Origin of the sequence: Labedaea rhizosphaerae (assembly GCF_004362825.1) — a bacterium.
GTDB lineage: Bacteria > Actinomycetota > Actinomycetes > Mycobacteriales > Pseudonocardiaceae > Labedaea > Labedaea rhizosphaerae.
The window spans coordinates 1,750,435-1,771,741 of the sequence record NZ_SNXZ01000001.1 but is presented as its reverse complement, the minus strand read 5'-3'; the positions used below and the strand labels follow the sequence as shown (position 1 = coordinate 1,771,741).

33 protein-coding genes are annotated in these 21,307 nt (G+C 67.9%); 2 read left to right on the top strand and 31 right to left on the bottom strand.

What is annotated here, in order from left to right; translation table 11 throughout:
• Nucleotides 1–19: 19 nt before the first annotated feature.
• From map to secY, 3 genes are read right to left on the bottom strand one after another with little or no spacing between them, the layout of a single operon-like run.
• Nucleotides 20–796, bottom strand: coding sequence for a type I methionyl aminopeptidase (gene map, locus EV186_RS08535; protein ID WP_133848872.1), 777 nt, complete (start codon nt 794–796; stop codon nt 20–22).
• Nucleotides 797–837: 41 nt separating this feature from the next.
• Complete coding sequence (locus EV186_RS08530) at nt 838–1,392, bottom strand: adenylate kinase (protein ID WP_133848449.1); 555 nt, start codon at nt 1,390–1,392, stop codon at nt 838–840.
• Nucleotides 1,389–2,690 carry a preprotein translocase subunit SecY gene (gene secY / locus EV186_RS08525; RefSeq protein WP_133848448.1) on the bottom strand — a complete coding sequence of 434 codons (1,302 nt, stop codon included), beginning with the start codon at nt 2,688–2,690 and terminating at the stop codon, nt 1,389–1,391. The genes EV186_RS08530 and secY overlap by 4 nt, the downstream gene beginning before the upstream one ends.
• 238 nt (nt 2,691–2,928) lie before the next feature.
• Between secY and EV186_RS40685 the strand changes: the two genes are divergently transcribed.
• Nucleotides 2,929–3,252: an ArsR/SmtB family transcription factor gene (locus EV186_RS40685; protein ID WP_341814368.1), complete on the top strand. Its 324-nt coding sequence runs from the start codon at nt 2,929–2,931 to the stop codon at nt 3,250–3,252.
• Nucleotides 3,249–3,662, top strand: a complete 414-nt coding sequence (locus EV186_RS40680) for an SRPBCC family protein (protein WP_133848447.1) — start codon at nt 3,249–3,251, stop codon at nt 3,660–3,662. Before EV186_RS40685 ends, EV186_RS40680 begins: the two co-directional genes overlap by 4 nt.
• A gap of 6 nt (nt 3,663–3,668) precedes the next feature.
• Here EV186_RS40680 and EV186_RS08510 read toward each other — a convergent pair whose 3' ends face one another.
• The 28 genes from EV186_RS08510 to EV186_RS08375 all read right to left on the bottom strand — a co-directional run bounded on the left by EV186_RS08510 (nt 3,669) and on the right by EV186_RS08375 (nt 21,292).
• Nucleotides 3,669–4,160 carry a YfbM family protein gene (locus EV186_RS08510; protein WP_166659056.1) on the bottom strand — a complete coding sequence of 164 codons (492 nt, stop codon included), beginning with the start codon at nt 4,158–4,160 and terminating at the stop codon, nt 3,669–3,671.
• A 266-nt stretch (nt 4,161–4,426) separates the two neighbouring features.
• Complete coding sequence (rplO, locus tag EV186_RS08505) at nt 4,427–4,873, bottom strand: 50S ribosomal protein L15 (RefSeq protein WP_133848445.1); 447 nt, start codon at nt 4,871–4,873, stop codon at nt 4,427–4,429.
• Nucleotides 4,870–5,052 carry a 50S ribosomal protein L30 gene (gene rpmD, locus EV186_RS08500; RefSeq protein ID WP_133848444.1) on the bottom strand — a complete coding sequence of 61 codons (183 nt, stop codon included), beginning with the start codon at nt 5,050–5,052 and terminating at the stop codon, nt 4,870–4,872. Before rpmD ends, rplO begins: the two co-directional genes overlap by 4 nt.
• A gap of 5 nt (nt 5,053–5,057) precedes the next feature.
• Entirely contained in the window at nt 5,058–5,714 is a 657-nt protein-coding gene (gene rpsE / locus EV186_RS08495; RefSeq protein WP_133848443.1) for a 30S ribosomal protein S5, read from the bottom strand.
• A 31-nt stretch (nt 5,715–5,745) separates the two neighbouring features.
• Complete coding sequence (rplR, locus tag EV186_RS08490; protein WP_133848442.1) at nt 5,746–6,144, bottom strand: 50S ribosomal protein L18; 399 nt, start codon at nt 6,142–6,144, stop codon at nt 5,746–5,748.
• A gap of 1 nt (nt 6,145) precedes the next feature.
• Nucleotides 6,146–6,685 carry a 50S ribosomal protein L6 gene (gene rplF, locus EV186_RS08485; RefSeq protein ID WP_133848441.1) on the bottom strand — a complete coding sequence of 180 codons (540 nt, stop codon included), beginning with the start codon at nt 6,683–6,685 and terminating at the stop codon, nt 6,146–6,148.
• A gap of 18 nt (nt 6,686–6,703) precedes the next feature.
• Nucleotides 6,704–7,102, bottom strand: coding sequence for a 30S ribosomal protein S8 (gene rpsH / locus EV186_RS08480; RefSeq protein WP_133848440.1), 399 nt, complete (start codon nt 7,100–7,102; stop codon nt 6,704–6,706).
• A 78-nt stretch (nt 7,103–7,180) separates the two neighbouring features.
• Nucleotides 7,181–7,366: a type Z 30S ribosomal protein S14 gene (locus EV186_RS08475; RefSeq protein WP_133848439.1), complete on the bottom strand. Its 186-nt coding sequence runs from the start codon at nt 7,364–7,366 to the stop codon at nt 7,181–7,183.
• Nucleotides 7,367–7,369: 3 nt separating this feature from the next.
• Nucleotides 7,370–7,933 carry a 50S ribosomal protein L5 gene (rplE, locus tag EV186_RS08470; RefSeq protein ID WP_133848438.1) on the bottom strand — a complete coding sequence of 188 codons (564 nt, stop codon included), beginning with the start codon at nt 7,931–7,933 and terminating at the stop codon, nt 7,370–7,372.
• A gap of 2 nt (nt 7,934–7,935) precedes the next feature.
• The gene (gene rplX / locus EV186_RS08465; protein WP_133848437.1) at nt 7,936–8,259 is read right to left on the bottom strand and encodes a 50S ribosomal protein L24; all 324 of its coding nucleotides are present in this window, start codon (nt 8,257–8,259) and stop codon (nt 7,936–7,938) included.
• A 2-nt stretch (nt 8,260–8,261) separates the two neighbouring features.
• Complete coding sequence (gene rplN, locus EV186_RS08460) at nt 8,262–8,630, bottom strand: 50S ribosomal protein L14 (RefSeq protein ID WP_133848436.1); 369 nt, start codon at nt 8,628–8,630, stop codon at nt 8,262–8,264.
• A 68-nt stretch (nt 8,631–8,698) separates the two neighbouring features.
• Entirely contained in the window at nt 8,699–8,989 is a 291-nt protein-coding gene (rpsQ, locus tag EV186_RS08455) for a 30S ribosomal protein S17 (protein ID WP_133848435.1), read from the bottom strand.
• Complete coding sequence (rpmC, locus tag EV186_RS08450) at nt 8,986–9,225, bottom strand: 50S ribosomal protein L29 (protein ID WP_133848434.1); 240 nt, start codon at nt 9,223–9,225, stop codon at nt 8,986–8,988. Before rpmC ends, rpsQ begins: the two co-directional genes overlap by 4 nt.
• Nucleotides 9,225–9,644: a 50S ribosomal protein L16 gene (gene rplP / locus EV186_RS08445; protein WP_133848433.1), complete on the bottom strand. Its 420-nt coding sequence runs from the start codon at nt 9,642–9,644 to the stop codon at nt 9,225–9,227. The genes rpmC and rplP overlap by 1 nt, the downstream gene beginning before the upstream one ends.
• A 3-nt stretch (nt 9,645–9,647) precedes the next feature.
• The gene (rpsC, locus tag EV186_RS08440) at nt 9,648–10,475 is read right to left on the bottom strand and encodes a 30S ribosomal protein S3 (RefSeq protein ID WP_133848432.1); all 828 of its coding nucleotides are present in this window, start codon (nt 10,473–10,475) and stop codon (nt 9,648–9,650) included.
• Nucleotides 10,475–10,894, bottom strand: coding sequence for a 50S ribosomal protein L22 (gene rplV, locus EV186_RS08435; RefSeq protein ID WP_133848431.1), 420 nt, complete (start codon nt 10,892–10,894; stop codon nt 10,475–10,477). The genes rpsC and rplV overlap by 1 nt, the downstream gene beginning before the upstream one ends.
• Nucleotides 10,895–10,913: 19 nt before the next feature.
• Complete coding sequence (rpsS, locus tag EV186_RS08430; RefSeq protein ID WP_037270078.1) at nt 10,914–11,195, bottom strand: 30S ribosomal protein S19; 282 nt, start codon at nt 11,193–11,195, stop codon at nt 10,914–10,916.
• 21 nt (nt 11,196–11,216) lie between these two features.
• Nucleotides 11,217–12,050 carry a 50S ribosomal protein L2 gene (rplB, locus tag EV186_RS08425; RefSeq protein ID WP_133848430.1) on the bottom strand — a complete coding sequence of 278 codons (834 nt, stop codon included), beginning with the start codon at nt 12,048–12,050 and terminating at the stop codon, nt 11,217–11,219.
• A gap of 15 nt (nt 12,051–12,065) precedes the next feature.
• Nucleotides 12,066–12,365 carry a 50S ribosomal protein L23 gene (gene rplW / locus EV186_RS08420; RefSeq protein WP_133848429.1) on the bottom strand — a complete coding sequence of 100 codons (300 nt, stop codon included), beginning with the start codon at nt 12,363–12,365 and terminating at the stop codon, nt 12,066–12,068.
• Entirely contained in the window at nt 12,362–13,258 is an 897-nt protein-coding gene (rplD, locus tag EV186_RS08415; RefSeq protein WP_133848428.1) for a 50S ribosomal protein L4, sunset domain variant, read from the bottom strand. The genes rplW and rplD overlap by 4 nt, the downstream gene beginning before the upstream one ends.
• Nucleotides 13,255–13,980 carry a 50S ribosomal protein L3 gene (gene rplC / locus EV186_RS08410; RefSeq protein WP_133848427.1) on the bottom strand — a complete coding sequence of 242 codons (726 nt, stop codon included), beginning with the start codon at nt 13,978–13,980 and terminating at the stop codon, nt 13,255–13,257. The genes rplD and rplC overlap by 4 nt, the downstream gene beginning before the upstream one ends.
• Nucleotides 13,981–14,036: 56 nt before the next feature.
• Nucleotides 14,037–14,342, bottom strand: a complete 306-nt coding sequence (gene rpsJ, locus EV186_RS08405) for a 30S ribosomal protein S10 (RefSeq protein WP_003938093.1) — start codon at nt 14,340–14,342, stop codon at nt 14,037–14,039.
• A 287-nt stretch (nt 14,343–14,629) separates the two neighbouring features.
• Nucleotides 14,630–15,823 carry an elongation factor Tu gene (gene tuf, locus EV186_RS08400; RefSeq protein WP_133848426.1) on the bottom strand — a complete coding sequence of 398 codons (1,194 nt, stop codon included), beginning with the start codon at nt 15,821–15,823 and terminating at the stop codon, nt 14,630–14,632.
• Between the two features lie 141 nt (nt 15,824–15,964).
• A complete protein-coding gene (gene fusA / locus EV186_RS08395) occupies nt 15,965–18,064 on the bottom strand; it encodes an elongation factor G (RefSeq protein WP_133848425.1) in 2,100 nt (699 codons plus the stop codon).
• Nucleotides 18,065–18,117: 53 nt separating this feature from the next.
• Nucleotides 18,118–18,588, bottom strand: coding sequence for a 30S ribosomal protein S7 (gene rpsG / locus EV186_RS08390; protein WP_133848424.1), 471 nt, complete (start codon nt 18,586–18,588; stop codon nt 18,118–18,120).
• Nucleotides 18,588–18,962, bottom strand: a complete 375-nt coding sequence (gene rpsL, locus EV186_RS08385) for a 30S ribosomal protein S12 (RefSeq protein ID WP_054295773.1) — start codon at nt 18,960–18,962, stop codon at nt 18,588–18,590. The genes rpsG and rpsL overlap by 1 nt, the downstream gene beginning before the upstream one ends.
• Nucleotides 18,963–19,242: 280 nt before the next feature.
• Nucleotides 19,243–19,692: a hypothetical protein gene (locus EV186_RS08380; RefSeq protein ID WP_133848423.1), complete on the bottom strand. Its 450-nt coding sequence runs from the start codon at nt 19,690–19,692 to the stop codon at nt 19,243–19,245.
• Between the two features lie 58 nt (nt 19,693–19,750).
• On the bottom strand, nt 19,751–21,292 hold the full coding sequence (locus EV186_RS08375; RefSeq protein WP_133848422.1) for a long-chain-fatty-acid--CoA ligase: 1,542 nt from the start codon (nt 21,290–21,292) through the stop codon (nt 19,751–19,753).
• Nucleotides 21,293–21,307 lie beyond the last annotated feature (15 nt).

The window sequence follows — 21,307 nt, the reverse complement described above, 5'->3', positions numbered from 1 at the left end:
GTGGCCGACAGGGTCGGCGCTACTCGCCTTCGGGCGCGGTGAGCACCCAGGGACCGTCCTCGGTCACGGCCACCGAGTGCTCCCAGTGCGCGGCCCGCGAACCGTCGCCGGTGACGACCGTCCAGCCGTCCTCGAGCTCGACCGTGTCCTCGGTACCGCGGGTGAGCATCGGCTCGATCGCGATGGCCATGCCGACCTTCAGCCGCGGGCCCTTGCCCGGCTTGCCGTAGTTGGGCAGGAACGGCTCCATGTGCATCTTGGTGCCGATGCCGTGGCCGCCGTACTCGCGGACGATGCCGTAGGTCGTGCCGTGGGCCTTCTCCGACGCGTGCACGGACAACTCGATCGCGTGCGAGATGTCGGTGAGGCGGGCCCCCGGGCGCACGGCCTCGATGCCCGCGAGCATGGCCGCCCGCGTGGCCTCCGACAGCTTGACGTCGGCCTCGGGGACCGTGCCGACCGCGAGCGTGACCGCTGAGTCGCCGTGCCAGCCGTCGAGGATGGCACCGCAGTCCACGGAGATCAGGTCGGCCTCGGCCAGCACCTGGTTCGCGCTGGGGATCCCGTGCACGATCTGGTCGTTCACCGACGCGCAGATGCTCGCCGGGAAGCCGTTGTAGCCCTTGAATGACGGGATCGCGCCCGCGTCCCGGATCACCTGCTCGGCGATCTCGTCGAGCTCCTGGGTGCTGACGCCGGGCTTCACCGCCTCGCGGACCGCGGCCAGCGCGTTGGCGACAACGACACCGGCGGCCCGCATGGCGGTGAGCTCGCCCTGGGTCTTGACCTCGATCATGCGTGCCCGCATCCGGGCGATACCGAGTTGGAGCGCATTGTTCACGCCCGGGCACGCAGCGAGGACAGCACCCGCTCGGTGATCTCGTCGACCTTGCCGACCGCGTCCACCGTGACCAGCAGGTCCTGGTAGTACGCGAGCAGCGGTGCGGTCTCGTCGCGGTAGACGTGCTGGCGGTGCCGGATCACGTCCTCGGTGTCGTCGGCGCGGCCGCGGGCGAGCAGGCGCTCGACCACGACGTCCTCGTCCACCCGGAACTCCACGACCGCGTCGAGCCTGGTGTCGGCCTCGGCCAGCATGTCGCCCAGCACGTCGGCCTGGCCCACGTTGCGCGGGAAGCCGTCGAGCAGGAAGCCGTCGGCCGCGTCGGACTCGGCCAGTCGCTCGCGGACCATCTCGTTGGTCACCGAGTCGGGGACGAGCTTGCCCTCGTCGAGGTAGCGCTTGACGTCCAGCCCGAGTGGGGTCTCCTGCGCGATGTGCGCGCGGAAGAGGTCCCCGGTCGAGATGTGCGGGACGCCGAGCTGCTTGCTCAGGGCTGCGGCCTGGGTGCCCTTGCCCGCGCCGGGCGGGCCGACGAGAACAACACGCGTCACCTGAGGAATCCTTCGTAGTTTCGCTGCATCAGCTGGCTCTCGATCTGCTTCACGGTGTCAAGACCGACGCCAACCATGATCAGCACCGCCGTGCCACCGAACGGGAAGTTCTGATTCTGACCAGATCCCGTCAGCGACAGGAAGAAGTTCGGGAGAATCGCCACAATGCCCAGGTAGATCGAGCCGGGCAGGGTGATCCGGCTCAGCACGTGGCTGAGGTACTCGGACGTGGGCCTGCCAGGCCGGATACCGGGGATGAAGCCACCGAACTTCTTCATCTCGTCGGCACGCTCGTTCACGTTGAACGTGATCGTGATGTAGAAGTACGTGAAGAAGATGATCAAGGCGAAGTACGCGAGGATGTGGACCGGGTTGCCCTGGTCGACCAGGTACGTCGCGATGAAGCGTTGCCAGCCTGCGGAGCCGTTGCCCACCAACCGCGAGATCAGGTCGGGCAGGTAGAGCAGCGACGAGGCGAAGATGACCGGGATGACGCCGGCCTGGTTCACCTTGAGCGGCAGGTAGGTCGAGGTGCCGCCGTACATGCGGCGGCCGATCATGCGCTTGGCGTACTGCACCGGGATCCGGCGCTGGCCCTGCTCCACGAAGATGACGCTGGCGATGATCACCAGGCCGACCACGCAGATGACACCGAACACGACGCCACCGTGGCTGCTGAGGATGTTGCCACCCTCGGCCGGGATGCGTGCGGCGATGTTGACGAAGATCAGCAGGGACATGCCGTTGCCGATGCCGCGCTCGGTGATGAGCTCACCGAGCCACATGATCAGCGAGGTGCCCGCGGTCATCACGATGACCACGATGGCGAGGGTCCAGACGGTGCTGTCCGGGATGACCTTCTCCGCGCAGTTGCCGAAGAGCTGCCCGCGGTCGGCCATGGCCACGATGCCGGTCGCCTGCAGGATCGCCAGCGCCACCGTGAGGTAGCGGGTGTACTGCGTCAGCTTGTTCTGACCGGACTGGCCTTCCTTCTTCAGCTGCTCGAAGCGCGGGATGACCACCGTCAGCAACTGGATGATGATGCTCGCGGTGATGTAGGGCATGATCCCGAGCGCGAACACCGAGAGCTTCAGCAGCGCACCGCCGCTGAACAGGCTCAGGAGCTGGTAGACGCCCTGGTTCTCGAAGTCGGCGACACACTTCTGCACGTTCGGGTACGACACGCCGGGCGACGGCAGGGTGGCGCCGATCCGGTAGGCGATGACGATGCCGAGCGTGAAAAGGATCTTGCGGCGCAGGTCCGGCGTCGCGAGAGCCGAGCGGAAAGCGCTGAGCACGCAAGGACCTCCTCGGCGTCACCGGCACTCGCACCGGTGAACGGCTGGGCCGGCGGGTAACCGGCAGGGAACACACACCTGGATCGCCGTGCAACGACAAGCCAGGAACGCCTCGGGCAGCGTTGAGCCCGAAGCGTGCTCACGACTCTAACAGCACACCCATACGGCTTCGGCACCCCGGTATGGCGGAAGACATGGCGGGATTGACAGGGAACCTTTTGGTTGCCAATCTGGTCTCGTGCCCGACGACCTGGACGCCGTGTTCAAAGCGCTCGCCGACGCCACGCGCAGGCGGATCCTCGACCGGTTGCGCGAGGAAGGCGGCCAGACGCTGGTGCGCCTGTGCGCGGGCACGGGCATGAGCAGGCAGGCCGTGGCCAAGCACCTCGCCGTGCTGCAGGGCGCCGGACTGGTAACCGTTGTGCCCCAAGGTCGCGAGCACCGGCACTACCTGAACCCCGTGCCCATCAACGAGATCCAGGAACGCTGGATCGTCCACTACGAGCGCGACCGGCTCGAGGCGCTGGCCCTGCTCAAGAAAGCCTTGGAGGACAAGCCATGACGGACACGTTCGTCTACGTCACCTACATCGAGACGACGCCGGAGAAGCTGTGGGCGGCGCTCACCACGCCCGAGTTCACCACCCGCTACTGGAACGGCAGGCGGATCACGTCGGACTGGGCCACCGGCTCGCCGGTGCGCTTCGAGCACGACTACGACGAGGGCGGCGAAGACTGGGGCCGGGTGCTCGCCGCGGACGAGCCGCGGCGGCTGAGCTACGGGCGCCCGGAGTCGGCCGTGACGTTCGAACTGACCGCGCAGGGCGACGTCGTGCGCCTGACGGTGACGCACACCGGCGCCGGCGAGGGGGCGAGCTCGGGCTGGTACTTCATCCTGGCCAACCTGAAGACGTTGCTGGAGACGGGTTCGCCGCTGCCCATGCCGGAGAAGGTGCTCGCCGCCTACCGGTGAGGGCCTTCAGGCCTCGACGGTGAAGATCACCGCGCGGCCGTTGCCCGCCGCGCGGGTGAAGAAGTCGCGGACCTCGGTGAAGTTCGACCACGTGTAGGCGAAGTCCTCGTCGTCACGAGCGCCGTCGTAGTCCTCGGGGTCGAGGGCGAAGAACCGCTCGCGCAGCCAGTCCTCGGCCACCGGCCCGAGCGCGACGGCGACGTCCTTGACCTGCTCGGGGGTCAGGTGGCTGACGAAGTAGTCGTCCCCCGCGTCGAGCGGCTCGCCACCGAGCACGGTGTGGGACAAGGGGTACTCGCCCGCGTCGAGGGTGAGCGTGCCGTCGGACAGGCACCGGTGGATGGCGTCCCAGGCCTTGTCCGTGGACAGGTGCTCGGCGTCGTCCGCGGACTCCTCGATGGCGCCGACGAGGTCCATGAGCGCGGCCGGGTCGTCGGCCTCGAGCAGGGCCGTGGCCTGCTCGGCCGTGAGAGCGAAGTGAACGCCGATGCCACCCACGTGCGGTCCTCTCTGCCGATCGGTGCGGCAAGGATAGGGACCACCCCCGACAACCCATCCAGATAGCACCGGGACGCCGACAGCGGCTCGCCGGCAGCCGTGACGGGCTGCGGCGTTGACGGGCGCGTGAAGCTGGGAGCAAGGGCGAGATCGCGCCGTTGGCTTGTGGGGGCGTTGTCGGCGAGTTGTGCGCGGCAGCGGGCTTGTGCCGACACGGCAAGGGCCGGGACGCGGTCAGCGTCCCGGCCCTTGCCGTGTGCGTTTGTTCAGACGGTGGTGGCGGTGCCACCGGCGGCGGTGAGCTTCTCCACCGCGCTGCCCGAGAACTTGTCCGCGGTGACGTCCAGCTTGACGCCGTTGACGTCACCGTTGCCGAGGACCTTCACCAGCGAGCCCTTGCGGACCAGGCCGGCGTGCACCAGGTCCGCGATGCCGACCGTGCCGCCGTCCGGGAAGGACTGCGCCACGTCGCCCACGTTCACGACCTGGTACTCGGTGCGGAAGCGGTTCTTGAAGCCACGCAGCTTCGGCAGCCGCATGTGGATGGGCATCTGGCCACCTTCGAAGGCAGCCGGCACGCCCTTGCGGGCGCGGGTGCCCTTGGTGCCACGGCCCGCCGTCTTGCCCTTGGAGCCCTCACCGCGACCCACGCGGGTCTTCGCGGTCTTGGCGCCGGGGGCCGGACGCAGGTGGTGAACCTTGATGGTCATCAGTCGACCTCCTCCACAGTCACCAGGTGGCGAACCGTGTGGATCAGGCCACGCACCTGGGGAGTGTCCTCGCGCACCGTCGACTGCCGGATCTTGCGCAGTCCGAGGGTGCGCAGCGACTCACGGTGGTTGCGCTTGGTACCGATGGTGCTCTTGACCTGGGTGACCTTGAGCTGTGCCACGACGATCACGCTCCCTTGGCAGCCTGTGCCCGCGCGCGGAGCATGCCTGCCGGGGCAACGTCCTCCAGCGGCAGGCCACGGCGGGCCGCCACCTCCTCGGGACGCTGCAGACCCTTCAGCGCAGCCACCGTCGCGTGCACGATGTTGATGGCGTTGTCACTGCCGAGCGACTTGGACAGCACGTCGTGCACGCCCGCGCACTCCAGCACGGCACGCACCGGGCCACCGGCGATCACACCGGTACCGGCGGACGCCGGGCGCAGCAGCACGACGCCGGCCGCCTCCTCACCCTGGATCGGGTGCGGGATGGTGCCGCCGATCCGCGGGACGCGGAAGAAGCTCTTCTTGGCCTCCTCGACGCCCTTCGCGATCGCGGCGGGCACCTCCTTGGCCTTGCCGTAGCCGACGCCGACCATGCCGTCGCCGTCACCGACGACCACGAGGGCGGTGAAGCTGAAGCGACGACCACCCTTCACGACCTTGGCGACGCGGTTGATGGCAACAACGCGCTCGAGGTGCGGGGTCTTGTCCTGGGCCGCCCCGCCACGGCCACCGTCGCGACGGTCCCGGCCGCCACCACGGCGGTCACCGCGGTTGTCGCGGTCACCACCCTGGCCGCCGCCCTGGTTGCCGCCGCCGAATTGCCGCGTACGTCCCGGCATCAGGCGATCCTTCCCTCATTGTCGATCATCATCAGAACTCCAGCCCGGCTTCCCGGGCGGCGTCGGCCAGCGCCGCGATGCGGCCGTGGTAGTCGTGACCACCGCGGTCGAACACGACCTTGCTGACACCGGCGTCCTTGGCCCGTGCGGCCAGCAGCTCGCCGACCTTCGCGGCCTTGGCCTTCTTGTCGCCGTCGACCGCCCGGACGTCCGCCTCCAGGCTGGAGGCCGAAGCCAGCGTGTGCCCGGCGAGGTCGTCGACCAGCTGCGCCACGATGTGCCGCGACGAGCGGTTGACCACAAGGCGCGGACGCTCGGGGGCGCCGCTGATCTTCTTGCGGAGCCGGAAGTGCCTGCGCGCCTTGGAGATCCGGCGCCGGGTGGAGATGTCCTTGCCGACGGGCTTGCGCTTTGTCTGCGTCTCGCTCATGTCACTTACCCGTCTTTCCGACCTTGCGGCGGATCTTCTCACCCTCGTACCGCACGCCCTTGCCCTTGTACGGGTCGGGCTTGCGCAGCTTGCGGATGTTCGCGGCGACCTCGCCGACCTGCTGCTTGTCGATGCCCGCCACGGAGAACCGGGTCGGGGTCTCGACGGTGAAGGTGATGCCCTCCGGGGCGGACACCTTCACGGGGTGGCTGTAGCCCAGGGAGAACTCGAGGTCCGAGCCCTTGAGCTGGACGCGGTAACCGACGCCGTGGATCTCGAGCTTCTTGGTGTAGCCGTCGGTGACCCCGACGACGAGGTTGTTCACCAGCGTCCGGGTCAGCCCGTGCAGCGCGCGGTTGCGCCGCTCGTCGTCGGGCCGCTTCACCGCGAGCGTGCCGTCCTCGGCGCGCTCGACGATGATCGGCTCCGCCACCGTCAGCGAGAGGGTCCCCTTGGGGCCCTTCACGTTCACGTTCTGGCCATCGATCGCCACGTCGACCCCGGAGGGGACGGTGATCGGCAGCTTTCCGATGCGCGACATGCGTTTGCCCTCCTTCCGTTACCAGACGTAGGCGAGGACTTCCCCGCCCACACCCTGCTTGGTCGCCTGCCGGTCGGTGAGCAGCCCGCCGGAGGTGGAGATGATCGCGATGCCGAGGCCACCGAGCACCTTGGGCAGCGCGGTGGACTTGGCGTAGACCCGCAGGCCCGGCTTGGAAACCCGGCGCAGACCCGCGATGCTGCGCTCGCGGTTCGGGCCGAACTTCAGCTCCACGACCAGGTTCTTGCCCTTCTCGCCAGGCTCATCGCGGTAGCCGGTGATGTAACCCTCGCGCTTGAGGATCTCGGCGATGTTCGCCTTGAGCTTGGAGTGGGGCAGCACCACCGTGTCGTGGTACGCCGAGTTGGCGTTGCGCAGACGGGTCAGGAAGTCTGCGATCGGGTCGGTCATCGTCATGGGTGACCTGTCAACCTTTCCGCCGTGGTTCCCTGCGCTGCAGGGCCTGCGACGACTAAATGGAAGAGCTCGACGCTCTTACCAGCTGGACTTGCTCACGCCGGGCAGCTCGCCGCGGTGCGCCATCTCACGCAGGCACACGCGGCAGAGGCCGAACTTGCGGAACACCGAGTGCGGCCGGCCACAGCGCTGGCAGCGGGTGTAGCCACGAACCTTGAACTTCGGCTTCTGCGCGGCCTTGTGGACCAATGCCTTCTTGGCCATGGATCAGTTCTCCTTGAACGGGAAGCCGAGCTGCTTGAGCAGCGCGCGCCCCTCGTCGTCGGTGGTCGCGGTGGTCACCACGGTGATGTCCATGCCGCGCTGCCGGTCGATGCTGTCGGGGTCGATCTCGTGGAACATCGACTGCTCGTTGAGACCGAACGTGTAGTTGCCGTTGCCGTCGAACTGCTTGGCCGACAGGCCGCGGAAGTCGCGGATACGGGGCAGTGCGATGGTCAGCAGACGGTCGAGGAACTCCCACATGCGGTCGCCGCGCAGGGTCACCCGCGCGCCGATCGGCATGCCCTCGCGCAGCTTGAACTGCGCGATGGACTTGCGGGCCTTGCGCACCTCCGGCCGCTGGCCGGTGATGGTGGCGAGGTCGCGGATGGCGCCTTCGATCAGCTTGCCGTCGCGGGCGGCGTCACCGACACCCATGTTCACGACGACCTTCACCACACCCGGAACCTGCATCGGGTTGGCGAACTTGAACTGCTCCTGCAGCGCCGCGACGATTTCCTCGCGGTAGCGGGTCTTCAGGCGGGGGGCGATCTTCTCAGCAGTGGTCATGATCAGATCTCCTTCCCTTCACCCTTGCCGCGGGCAACGCGCACCTTGCGACCGTCCTTGTCGGTGTCGTAACCGACGCGCACCGGCTTGTTGCCCGGGCCGACCACCATCACGTTGCTCACGTGGATGGGGGCTTCCTGGGTCACGATGCCGCCGGTCTGCGCGCCGCGGCCACTCGCCTGCTGGATGCGGGTGTGCTTCTTGATCCGGTTCACACCCTCGACGAGGACCTTGTTCTTCTCCGGGTAGGCCTGGATGACCTTGCCCTTGGCGCCCTTGTCCTTGCCGGCGATGACGACGACCGTGTCGCCCTTCTTCACCTTCATGTTCAGAGCACCTCCGGGGCCAGCGAGATGATCCGCATGAACTTCTTGTCGCGAAGCTCGCGGCCCACCGGGCCGAAGATGCGGGTACCACGCGGGTCGTTGTCGTTCTTGATGAGCACCGCGGCGTTCTCGTCGAACCGGATGTACGAACCGTCCGGGCGGCGCTTCTCCTTGGCGGTGCGGACGATGACGGCCTTGACGACGTCACCCTTCTTCACACCGGCACCGGGGATCGCGTCCTTGACGGTGGCGACGATGATGTCGCCGATGCCCGCGTAGCGCCGCGAGGAACCGCCGAGCACGCGGATGCAGAGGATTTCCTTCGCACCCGTGTTGTCGGCGACTCGCAGCCGCGACTCCTGCTGGATCACTGCTTACTCCTGACCATTCCTGGCCCGCCAGATTTCCGACCTGACGGGCTCGGTCGCATTCGTTGGTATTACTTGGCCTTCTCGAGGATCTCGACGAGGCGCCACCGCTTGGTGGCCGACAGCGGACGGGTTTCCATGATCTGGACCCGGTCGCCGATGCCCGCGGTGTTCTCCTCGTCGTGCACCTTCACCTTGGTGGTGGAGCGCAGGACCTTGCCGTAGAGGGCGTGCTTCTTGCGGTCCTCGAGCTGGACCACGATCGTCTTCGCCATCTTGTCCGACACGACCAGGCCCTCGCGGACCTTGCGGCGGTTGCGCGCCGGCGTGGTGGACGCGGAGTTTTCGGTGTTGTCACTCATGCGGCACCCTCGTCAGTTGCCTCGTCCGGGGACACCGAAAGGCCGAGCTCGCGCTCGCGCATCACGGTGTAGATCCGCGCGATGTCGTGCTTGACGGTGCGCAGCCTGCGGTTGTTGTCCAGCTGGCCCGTGGCCATCTGGAACCGAAGGTTGAACAGCTCTTCCTTCGATTCCCGAAGCCGAAGAACCAGCTCTTCGTCGTTGAGCTCACGCAGCTCGGAAGCGGCGATCGCCATCAGAAGTCACCACCCTCACGCGTGATGATGCGGCACTTCATGGGCAGCTTGTGGATCGCCCTGGTGAGCGCCTCGCGGGCGACGGTCTCGTTCGGGAAGCTCATCTCGAACAGGACGCGGCCCGGCTTGACGTTGGCCACCCAGTACTCCGGCGAACCCTTACCGGAACCCATGCGGGTCTCGGCGGGCTTCTTGGTCAGCGGCCGGTCGGGGAAGATGTTGATCCACACCTTGCCGCCACGACGGATGTGCCGGTTGATGGCGATACGAGCCGACTCGATCTGCCGGTTGGTCACGTAAGCGGGTTCGAGCGCCTGGATGCCGAACTCGCCGAAGGTGACCTTCGTGCCGCCCTTGGCAGCACCGGTCCGCTTCGGGTGGTGCTGCTTGCGGTGCTTGACCTTGCGTGGGATCAGCACGCGTCAGCCCTCCCCGTTGCTTGCGGCCGGGGTTTCCGCGGCGGGAGCAGCCGGGGCCTGCTGGGCCTCGGCGGCCGCGCGGCCGGCCTCGGTGCTGGTGGCCGTGGTGCCGGAGGAGCCGGAACGCCGCGCCCGGTTCGGACGCTCGCGCCGCGGTGCACGCTCCTGCGATGCGGCCTGGTTGGTGTCGACCTGGCGTCGGCCACCGACCACGTCACCCTTGTAGATCCACACCTTCACGCCGATACGGCCGAACGTGGTGCGGGCCTCGAAGAAGCCGTAGTCGATGTCGGCGCGCAGCGTGTGCAGCGGAACCCGACCCTCGCGGTAGTGCTCGGAGCGGGACATCTCGGCGCCGCCGAGGCGGCCACCGCACTGCACGCGGATGCCCTTGACCTGCGGCGAGCGCATGGAGGCCTGCATGGCCTTGCGCATCGCGCGCCGGAAGGACACGCGGTTGGACAGCTGCTCCGCGACGCTCTGCGCGACGAGCTGGGCGTCGGCCTCGGGGTTCTTCACCTCGAGGATGTTCAGCTGAACCTGCTTCTTGGTCAGCTTCTCCAGCTCACCGCGGATGCGGTCGGCCTCGGCGCCGCGGCGGCCGATGACGATGCCGGGCCGCGCCGTGTGGATGTCCACGCGGACGCGGTCACGGGTGCGCTCGATCTCGACCTTGCTGATGCCCGCGCGCTCCATGCCCTTGGACAGCAGCCGTCGGATCTTCACGTCCTCGGCGACGTACTCGGCGTACTGCTTGTCGGCGTACCAGCGGGACTTCCAGTCCGTGGTGATCCCGAGCCGGAAGCCGTGCGGGTTGATCTTCTGCCCCATCAGCGGGCTCCCTTCGTGTTGGTCTTGCGGGCCGGACGCTGCGGTTGCGCCTTGGGCCGCGACTCGACCTCCACGGTGATGTGGCTGGTGCGCTTGTTGATCCGGTACGCCCGGCCCTGCGCACGCGGCCGGAACCGCTTGAGCGTCGGGCCCTCGTCCACGTACGCCTTGGAGATCCAGAGGGTCTCCGGGTCGAGGTCGAGGTTGTTCTCGGCGTTGGCCATGGCACTGGCGAGAACCTTCGCCACCGGCTCGCTCGCGGCCTGGGGCGCGAACTTCAGCACCGAGAGGGCTTCGCTCGCGTTGCGCCCCCGGATCAGGTCGACGACACGGCGCGCCTTCATCGGGGTGGTACGCACGAAGCGAGCCCGAGCCACGGCGCGCGGGAACTCGTCCTGCGCCTGGGCTTCGTTACTCATCTATCTGCTTCCCTTGCTTCTAGCGTCGCCGCGACTTGCGGTCGTCCTTGATGTGGCCCTTGAAGGTGCGGGTCGGGGCGAATTCGCCCAGCTTGTGCCCGACCATGGCCTCCGAGATGAACACGGGGACGTGCTTGCGCCCGTCGTGCACCGCGATCGTGTGGCCCAGCATGTCCGGGATGATCGTGGACCTGCGGGACCAGGTCTTGATCACGGTCTTCTTGCCGGACTCGTTGAGCGCGTCCACCTTCTTGAGCAGGTGGTCGTCAACGAACGGGCCCTTTTTGAGGCTACGTGGCATGTCGTGTCACTCCCTTCCTGCTCAGCGCTTCTTGCCGGTGCGGCGACGGCGGACGATGAGCCGGTCGCTCGCCTTGCGGGTACGGGTGCGGCCTTCGGGCTTGCCCGCCGGGTTCACCGGGTGGCGACCACCGGAGGTCTTGCCCTCACCACCACCGTGCGGGTGGTCGACCGGGTTCATGGCGACACCGCGGACGGTGGGGCGCTTGCCCTTCCACCGCATGCGGCCGGCCTTGCCCCAGTTGATGTTGGCGTGCTCGGAGTTGCCCACCTCGCCGACGGTGGCGCGGCAGCGCACGTCGACGTTGCGGATCTCGCCGGACGGCATGCGCAGCTGCGCGTAAGGACCGTCCTTGGCGACCAGCTGCACGCTGGCACCGGCCGAGCGGGCGATCTTGGCCCCGCCACCGGGGCGCAGCTCGATCGCGTGGATCACCGTGCCGACCGGGATGTTGCGCATCGGCAGGTTGTTGCCCGGCTTGATGTCCGCGCGCGGCCCGTTCTCGATGCGGTCGCCCTGCTTGAGCTTGTTCGGCGCGATGATGTAGCGCTTCTCGCCGTCGGCGTAGTGCAGCAGCGCGATCCGAGCCGTGCGGTTCGGGTCGTACTCGATGTGCGCGACCTTGGCCGGCACACCGTCCTTGTCGTTGCGCCGGAAGTCGATCAGCCGGTACGCGCGCTTGTGACCGCCACCCTTGTGCCGGGTGGTGATCTTGCCGTGCACGTTGCGCCCGCCCTTGCCGTGCAGCGGACGGATCAGCGACTTCTCCGGCGTGGTCCGGGTGATCTCGGCGAAGTCCGACACGCTCGAACCGCGACGGCCCGGGGTGGTCGGCTTGTACTTGCGAATGCCCATTGTCTCTTCAGTCCCTTACGCGCCAGGTCCGCCGAAGATCTCGATCGGCTTGCTGTCGGAGGACAGCGTCACGATCGCCCGCTTGGTGTCCTTGCGCTTGCCGTACCCGTAGCGGGTGCGCTTGCGCTTGCCCTGGCGGTTGATCGTGTTGACGTTGACCACCTTCACGCCGAAGACCTTCTCCACCGCGATCTTGATGGCGGTCTTGTTGGCGTCGGGGTGCACCACGAAGGTGTACTTGTTGTCCTCGAGCAGCCCGTAGGACTTCTCGGAGATCACCGGCGCGAGCAGGATGTCGCGGGGGTCGGGGATCACTTGTCCTCATCCTTCCGCTGCGACGGGGGCAGCTGGAACCCAGCAGCCTCGGCGCTCTCGGTGTCGGCGAACCACACCTCGGCGACCGTGCGGTCGTAGAAGGCGCTGCCGGGCACGTGGTACAGCTTCGAGCTGGCGTTGCCCTTGATCGGGAAGCCCTCGGGCTGCGCGTCACCGGCGATCGGGGCGTGGCTGCCCGCGCCGTAGGGCTGGGTCACCTCGTCCGAGCTCGCCGTGGCCTTCGCGGAGCGACCCTTGGCGCCCGTGGCGACCGGGCCGGCGAGGAACGCGTCCAGCGCCAGCTTCGAGAACACCACGTCGTCGTTGACGAGCACGTCGTAGGTGTTGAGCTGGTCGGGCGCGATCACGTGCACGGACGGCAGGTTGCGCACCGACACCCAGTTGACGTCCTCGTCGCGGGTCAGCACGACCAGCACGCGGGTGCCCTTGACGAAGCCCTCGATGAGCTTGCGGGCGGCCTTGGTGGACGGGGTGTCACCGTCGATCAGGGAGGACACCACGTGCACCTGGCCGGCGCGGGCCCGGTCGGAGAGGGCACCGCGCAGGGCGGCGGCCTTCATCTTCTTGGGGGTCCGCTGGGTGTAGTCGCGCGGCTGGGGGCCGTGCACCACGCCACCGCCGGCGAACTGCGGCGCGCGGGTCGAGCCCTGACGGGCGCGGCCGGTGCCCTTCTGCCGGTACGGCTTCTTGCCACCGCCGCGGACCTCGCCGCGGGTCTTGGTGGCGTGCGTGCCCTGGCGGGCCGCGGCCTGCTGGGCCACGACCACCTGGTGCATCAGCGCGATGTTGGCCTGCACGTCGAAGACGTCGGCGGGCAGGTCGACGGAGCCGTCGGTCTTGCCTTCCGGGGTCATGATCTCAACGCTGGTCATGCGGTGGCACCGCCCTTCGCGGCGGTCCGGAGGAACACCAGACCACCCTTGGGACCGGGCACCGCGCCCTTGATCAGGATCAGGCCGGACTCGGAGTCCACCCGGTGCACGGTCAAGTTCTGCGTGGTCACCTTGACGTGGCCCATGCGGCCGGCCATGCGCAGGCCGCGGAACACTCGACCCGGGGTGGCGCAGCCGCCGATCGAACCCGGGGAGCGGTGCTTGCGCTGCACGCCGTGACCGGCGCCGAGGCCCTTGAAGCCGTGGCGCTTCATCACACCCGCGGTGCCCTTGCCCTTGCTGGTGCCGGTGACGTCGATGACGGCGCCGGCCTCGAACACCTCAGCGGTGATCTCCTGGCCCAGCTCGTAGCTGTCGGCATCGGTCGTGCGCAGCTCGATCAGGTAGCGACGCGGGGCGACGCCTGCCTTCTCGAAGTGGCCCGCCTCGGGCGAGCTCATCGCGTAGCGGCGCTTGGGCTCGTCCTGACCGGACTCCTTGCGCGCCTTGCGTGCCGCCGGGCTGTTGACCTTGCGCGGGTCGATTTCGCCGAACGCCAACTGGACGGCCGTGTAGCCGTCGTTGTCCTTGGTGCGAATCTGGGTCACGACATTCGGCCCGGCCTGCACGACGGTCACCGGGACGACCCGGTTGTTCTCGTCGAAGACCTGGGTCATGCCGAGCTTGGTGCCCAGAATGCCCTTTACTTCCCTGTCAGACATGAGTCTCGGTTTCTCCGCCAGCCGTCATGGACATGAACTCGGTCCGTGTCCAACGCTTACTGGATGTTGACGTCGACGCTGGCCGGGAGGTCGATGCGCATGAGCGCGTCGACCGTCTTCGGCGTCGGGTCGAGGATGTCGATGAGCCGCTTGTGCGTGCGCATCTCGAAGTGCTCGCGCGAGTCCTTGTACTTGTGGGGCGAGCGAATGACGCAGTACACGTTCTTCTCGGTGGGCAACGGCACCGGCCCGACCACACGGGCGCCGGTCCGGGTCACCGTCTCGACGATCTTGCGCGCGGACGCGTCGATCGCCTCGTGGTCGTAGGCCTTGAGCCGAATGCGGATCTTCTGTCCCGCCATGGTGGCTGCCGTTTCCTTACCTCTAGTGCCGCTAGCTTGTGCCGCAGTGGGTTCACCGGGCCTGTGACCAGGGGCAGCGGAGCTGCTCCCGGTCCACGCGGTCGGGTGTGTCGCGACCGCTGCACATGCCGATCCCCAGCAACTTTGCTCTTGTCAAAGGGGGCTCTCGCGGCAGAGCGGCCGGACGAAACCGGCCGCCCTGCGACGAGCAACCCACTAAGGATGCCACACGAGGTGTTGGCACCCGAAATCGGGGGTGGCAGCAGTGCTGCCACCCCCGACGGGAACTACTTGATGATCTTCGTGACCCGGCCGGCGCCCACGGTGCGGCCACCCTCGCGGATGGCGAACCGCAGACCCTCGTCCATGGCGATGGGCTGGATCAGGTTGACCGTCATGCCGGTGTTGTCACCGGGCATGACCATCTCGGTGCCCTCGGGGAGGGTCACGACGCCGGTCACGTCCGTGGTGCGGAAGTAGAACTGCGGCCGGTAGTTGTTGAAGAACGGCGTGTGCCGGCCACCCTCGTCCTTGCTCAGGATGACGACCTGGGCCTCGAACTCGGTGTGCGGCGTGGTGGTGCCGGGCTTCACGACGACCTGGCCGCGCTCGACGTCCTCGCGCTTGATGCCACGCAGGAGCAGACCGACGTTGTCACCGGCCTGGCCCTGGTCGAGCAGCTTGCGGAACATCTCGACGCCGGTGACCGTCGTCTTCTGGGACTTCTCCTTGATCCCGACGATCTCGACCTCTTCGTTGACGTTCACGACGCCACGCTCGACGCGACCGGTCACCACGGTGCCGCGGCCGGTGATGGTGAAGACGTCCTCGACCGGCATGAGGAACGGCTTGTCCGTCTCACGCTGCGGCTCGGGGATGTTCTCGTCCACCGCGTCCATGAGCTCGATGAGCTTCGCGCCCCACTCGGCGTCGCCCTCGAGCGCCTTCAGCGCCGAGACGCGGACCACCGGCAGGTCGTCGCCCGGGAACTCGTACTCGGTCAGCAGCTCGCGGACCTCCAGCTCGACGAGCTCGAGGATCTCCTCGTCGTCCACCATGTCGGCCTTGTTCAGGGCCACCACGATGTACGGCACACCGACCTGGCGGGCGAGCAGCACGTGCTCCTTGGTCTGCGGCATCGGGCCGTCGGTCGCGGCCACCACCAGGATGGCGCCGTCCATCTGCGCCGCACCGGTGATCATGTTCTTGATGTAGTCCGCGTGACCGGGGCAGTCGACGTGCGCGTAGTGCCGCTTCTCGGTCTGGTACTCGATGTGCGCGATCGAGATGGTGATACCGCGCTGCTTCTCCTCCGGCGCCTTGTCGATCTCGTCGAACGGCGTGAAGGGGTTCAGGTCGGGGTACTTGTCGTGCAGAACCTTGGAGATCGCCGCGGTCAGCGTGGTCTTGCCATGGTCGATGTGACCGATGGTGCCGATGTTGACGTGCGGCTTCGTCCGCTCGAACTTCGCCTTCGCCACTGGATTGTCCTCCTGGACTTGGTACTTGGCGCCGAGCCGGTCGGTGAGGACCGGCCCGGCAACTCAATCAGGGTCAAATGTGCGGACCCCGGGGAGTCCCCCGGAGAGCCCGCACGCACTGTGCGGTGCTCCGGTGCGGGGTTACTCCCCCGTAGCCTTTGCGATGATCTCCTTGGCGACGTTCGCGGGAACCTCGGCGTAGGAGTCGAACACCATCGAGTAGTTCGCCCGCCCCTGCGTCTTGGAACGCAGGTCGCCGACGTACCCGAACATTTCCGACAGCGGCACCAGCGCCTTGACGACGCGTGCCCCGCTGCGCTCCTCCATGGCCTGGATCTGGCCACGGCGGGAGTTGAGGTCACCGATGACATCGCCCATGTAGTCCTCGGGCGTGGTCACCTCGACCGCCATCATCGGCTCCAGCAGTACCGGGCCGGCCTTCTTCGCGGCTTCCTTGAGCGCCATGGAACCGGCGATCTTGAACGCCATCTCGGAGGAGTCGACCTCGTGGTACGCACCGTCCAACAGGGTCAGCTTCAACCCGACGAGCGGGTAGCCGGCCAGCACGCCGTACTGCATGGCGTCCTGCGCGCCCGCGTCCACCGACGGGATGTACTCCCGCGGCACGCGGCCACCGGTGACCTTGTTGTCGAACTCGTAGAGCGCGCCGTCCGTGGTGGCCAGCGGCTCCAGCTTGATGATGACCTTCGCGAACTGGCCGGAGCCACCCGTCTGCTTCTTGTGGGTGTAGTCCAGCTTGTCCACCGTGCGGCGGATCGTCTCGCGGTAGGCCACCTGGGGCTTGCCGATGTTCGCCTCGACCTTGAACTCGCGGCGCATCCGGTCGACGAGGATGTCCAGGTGCAGCTCACCCATGCCGGCGATGATCGTCTGGCCGGTCTCCTGGTCCAGGTTGACCTTGAAGGTGGGGTCCTCCTCGGCCAGCTTCTGGATCGCGGTGGAGAGCTTCTCCTGGTCCGCCTTGGTCTTCGGCTCGATGGCCACCTGGATGACCGGGTCCGGGAACGTCATGGACTCGAGCACGATCGGGTTGGCCGGGTCGCACAAGGTGTCACCGGTCGTGGTGTCCTTCAGACCGATCACGGCGTAGATGTGACCGGCGAGGGCCTCGGTGACCGGGTTCTCCTTGTTGGCGTGCATCTGGAAGATCTTCCCGATGCGCTCCTTGCGGTCCTTGGTCGAGTTGATGACCTGGGCGCCGGTCTGCACCTTGCCCGAGTACACCCGGACGTAGGTGAGCTTGCCGAAGAACGGGTGCACGGCGATCTTGAACGCGAGCGCCGAGAACGGCTCCGACGTCTCCGGCTTGCGGAACGCCGGCGTCTCGCCGTCCTGCAGCACACCCTCGACGGGCGGCAGGTCCAGCGGCGACGGCAGGTAGTCGATCACCGCGTCCAGCATCGGCTGGACACCCTTGTTCTTGAACGCGGAGCCGCAGAGCACCGGGTAGGCCGAACCGTCCTTGACGATCTGGCGCACACCCGTCTTGATCTGCTCGACGGACAGCTCCTCGCCACCGAGGTAGAGCTCCATGAGCTCGTCGTCGGTCTCCGCGACGGCCTCGATGAGCTTCTCGCGGAACTCCGCGGCGCGCTCGGTGAGGTCGGCGGGGATCTCCTCGATGGTGTAGTCCTCGCCCTTCTGGACTTCACCGCGCCAGGTCAGCGCCCGCATGTTCACCAGGTCGACGACGCCGATGAAGTCGCTCTCGGACCCGATCGGCAGCTGCAGCGGCAACGGCTTCGCGCCAAGACGCTCGGAGATCGTCTTGATCGTGTAGTAGAAGTCGGCGCCGAGCTTGTCCATCTTGTTGACGAAGCAGATGCGCGGGACGTCGTACTTGGTGGCCTGCCGCCAGACCTGCTCGGACTGCGGCTCGACCCCCTCCTTGCCGTCGAAGACCGCGACCGCGCCGTCGAGCACCCGCAGGTTGCGCTCCACCTCGACCGTGAAGTCGACGTGGCCGGGCGTGTCGATCAGGTTGATCTGGTGGTCTTTCCAGTAGCAGGTCGTCGCGGCCGACGTGATGGTGATGCCGCGCTCCTGCTCCTGCTCCATCCAGTCCATCACGGCGGCGCCGTCGTGCACCTCGCCGATCTTGTAGCTGATCCCGGTGTAGAAGAGGATCCGCTCGGTCGTCGTGGTCTTGCCCGCGTCGATGTGGGCCATGATGCCGATGTTGCGGACCTTGGCCAGGTCGGTGAGCACGTCGAGTGCCACGGGTGTCTTCCCCTGTCTTGACTGCGGCTTTCACGCCCAGCTGACGCCGGCGGTCACCAGCGGTAGTGAGCGAAGGCCTTGTTCGATTCGGCCATCTTGTGGGTGTCCTCGCGACGCTTCACGCTGGCACCCAGGCCGTTGGAGGCGTCGAGGAGCTCGTTCATCAAGCGCTCGATCATCGTCTTCTCGCGGCGCTGCCGGGAGAAGGTGACCAGCCAGCGCAGGCCCAGCGTGGTGGAGCGGCCGGGCTTGACCTCGATCGGCACCTGGTAGGTGGCGCCACCGACACGGCGGCTCTTCACCTCGATGGTGGGCTTCACGTTGTCCAGCGCGCGCTTCAGCGTGACCACCGGGTCGGTGCCGGTCTTGTCGCGGGCACCCTCGAGGGCGCCGTAGACGATCCGCTCGGCGGTGGAGCGCTTGCCGTCCTTCAGCACCTTGTTGATCAGCTGGGTGACCAGCGGGGAGCTGTAGACGGGGTCGCTGATCAGCGGCCGCTTGGGGGCAGGACCCTTACGAGGCATCAGCCCTTCTCCTTCTTCGCGCCGTAGCGGCTACGCGCCTGCTTGCGGTTCTTCACGCCCTGGGTGTCCAGCGAGCCGCGGATGATCTTGTAGCGCACGCCAGGCAGGTCCTTCACACGGCCGCCGCGCACGAGCACCATCGAGTGCTCCTGCAGGTTGTGGCCCTCGCCCGGGATGTACGCCGTGACCTCGATACCGCTGGTCAGCTTGACGCGGGCAACCTTGCGCAGCGCCGAGTTCGGCTTCTTGGGGGTCGTCGTGTACACGCGGGTGCACACGCCGCGACGCTGGGGACTCCCCTTGAGCGCCGCGGTCTTGGTCTTGGCGACCTTGTCCTGGCGGCCCTTGCGGACCAGCTGCTGGATCGTGGGCATAGACCGGCTTTCTCTGCGTTCGCATCTTGGCTGTTCCCGGCGTTCTCCTGCGCGCCCCGCCCGTAACCCGAGGTCGGGCGTGTCGCCCGACTTCGACCCACACGGGATGGCAACATCCCAGCGAGGTTCGCAGAGGAACTCCCTCCGGCGCCGGCGCGACGTGCCGCCGTGAGGCGACCGGCTGCGCACAGGCACACGGATCGACCCGACATGGGTCGGGCACGAATAGCAACGATACCCGTCCCGTCAGACGGAGGTCAAAACGGGGTCGGATAACGCCCTATTCGACCGTCACGGTGACCGTGAAGCCGAGCACCGCGTGGCACTTGACGTGGCCGTCGCCCCCGCAGGCGGGCCTGCTGGACGACAGGTGGGCCGTGCCGTGGTGCTCGGCCGTGAAGGCCGCGCTCGTGACGCCCGCCGGATCCACCGCACCCGAAACCGCGAGGGGTTCGAGCCCGTCGGAGTCCGACCGCACCGCGGACCACCGCGTCGTCGCGTCGGGCGCCCGCAGCACCAGCGTGACCGCGGAACCCGTTGTGACGCACAGGGTCTTGCCGTTGTCGGCGTCGGTGACCCGCACTGGACCGGACCGGCAGCCACCTGGTGTCGGCTGCCCCTGACCCGGCTGCTGCCCGGACTGCTGCGCCGGTTGTGGACCGGTGCCGCACGCGCCGAGCAAAGCCGCCACGGCGAAGGTCGCGGCGGTCAATCCAGTCCTGGTGCGCATGTCACAAGGACGTCAACGCGGGCCGGTCGCGTTGCATTCCCCCGCTCAGACCGCCCGCTCAGACCGCCCGGTCGCGACCCGCCCAGAACGGCTCGCGCAGCTTGCGCTTGAGGATCTTCCCGGTCGGGTTGCGGGGCAGTTCGGTCAGCACCTGCACGGACTTCGGGCACTTGAACGCGGCGAGGTGCTCGCGGCAGTGGGCCAGCAGCTTCTCCTCGTCCACCTCGGCGCCGGGGGCGGCGACCACGATGGCGTAGGGCACCTCACCCCACTTGTCGTCCGGGACGCCGATAACGGCGACGTCCGCGATGGCCGGGTGCTCGGCGAGGACCCGCTCGATCTCGGCCGGGTAGATGTTCTCGCCACCGCTGATGATCATGTCCTTGATCCGGTCGGAGATGAACAGGTAGCCCTCGGCGTCCAGGTAGCCGGCGTCGCCGCTGTGCAGCCAGCCGTCGGCGTCGACGGACTGCTGGTCGGCGTCACGGCGCCAGTAGCCCGACATCAGCTGCTCGGTGTGCACCAGCACCTCACCGACCTCACCGACGCCGGCCGGCTCACCGGTCACGGGGTCGACCACCTTGGCCTCGACCCCCGGGATGGGCTTGCCCGCCGAGGTCAGCAGGTGCTCGCGGGCCGGGTCGCGGTGCTCCTCGGGGCCGAGCGAGGTGACCACGCCGCCTGCCTCGGTCATGCCGTAGACCTGCCGGAAGCCGCACGGGAACACCTTCAAGCTGTTGCGCAGCAACGGCAACGGCATCGGGGAGGCGCCGTAGACCAGCAGCCGCAACGCCGACCAGTCGCGTTGGGCGACGTCGGGGACCTGCAGCATGAACGCGAACACCGCGGGCACGAAGAACGAGTGCGTGATGCGGGCCGAGACCAGCTCGTCGAGCAACAGGTTCGGCACGATGTCGCGCACCACGACGATTTCCGCGCCGGCGAAGAGCGCGGCCAGCGCCCAGCTGGTGCCGCCGACGTGGAACAGCGGCATCGCGACCATGCCGACGCAGTCCGGGCCGAGCTCGGAGTCCGCGCCGACGGCCTCGCTGTGCGCGGTCATGCCCCGGTGGGTGAGCATCGCGCCCTTGGGGAAGCCGGTGGTGCCGGAGGTGTAGAGCTGCAGGAAGCAGTCGTCCCGCAGGTACGGGCGGGCCCGCGCGGGCTGGGCTTGCTGCAGCCAGCGCTCGTACGGCTCACCGATCTCGATCACCTGCCGCACGGTCGGGATCCGGTCCCGGATCTTCTCGACGATGGGCAGGAATTCGGGGCCGGCGAAGAGAACCGTGGCTTGCGCGTCGTCCACGACGAACGCGATCTCGTCGGCGGCGAGCCGGAAGTTGACCACCGCGTTGGCCGTGCCGACGAGCGCGCACGCGAGCGTGGTCTCCAGGCAAGCCGGGTGGTTCTTGTCCAGGAAGGCCACCCGGTCGCCGGGCTCCAGGCCGGCCGCGAGCTGGGCACCGACGTTGCGCGCGATGCGGTCCTGCCACTGCGCCCAGGTCCACGCCTGGTCGCCGAAGCGGACCGCGACGCCGTCGGGCCGCTGCCCGGCCCAGAACTCGACGATGTCCGCGATGTCGCTCGGACTGTCCGGCATGGCCGCCTCCGTGGG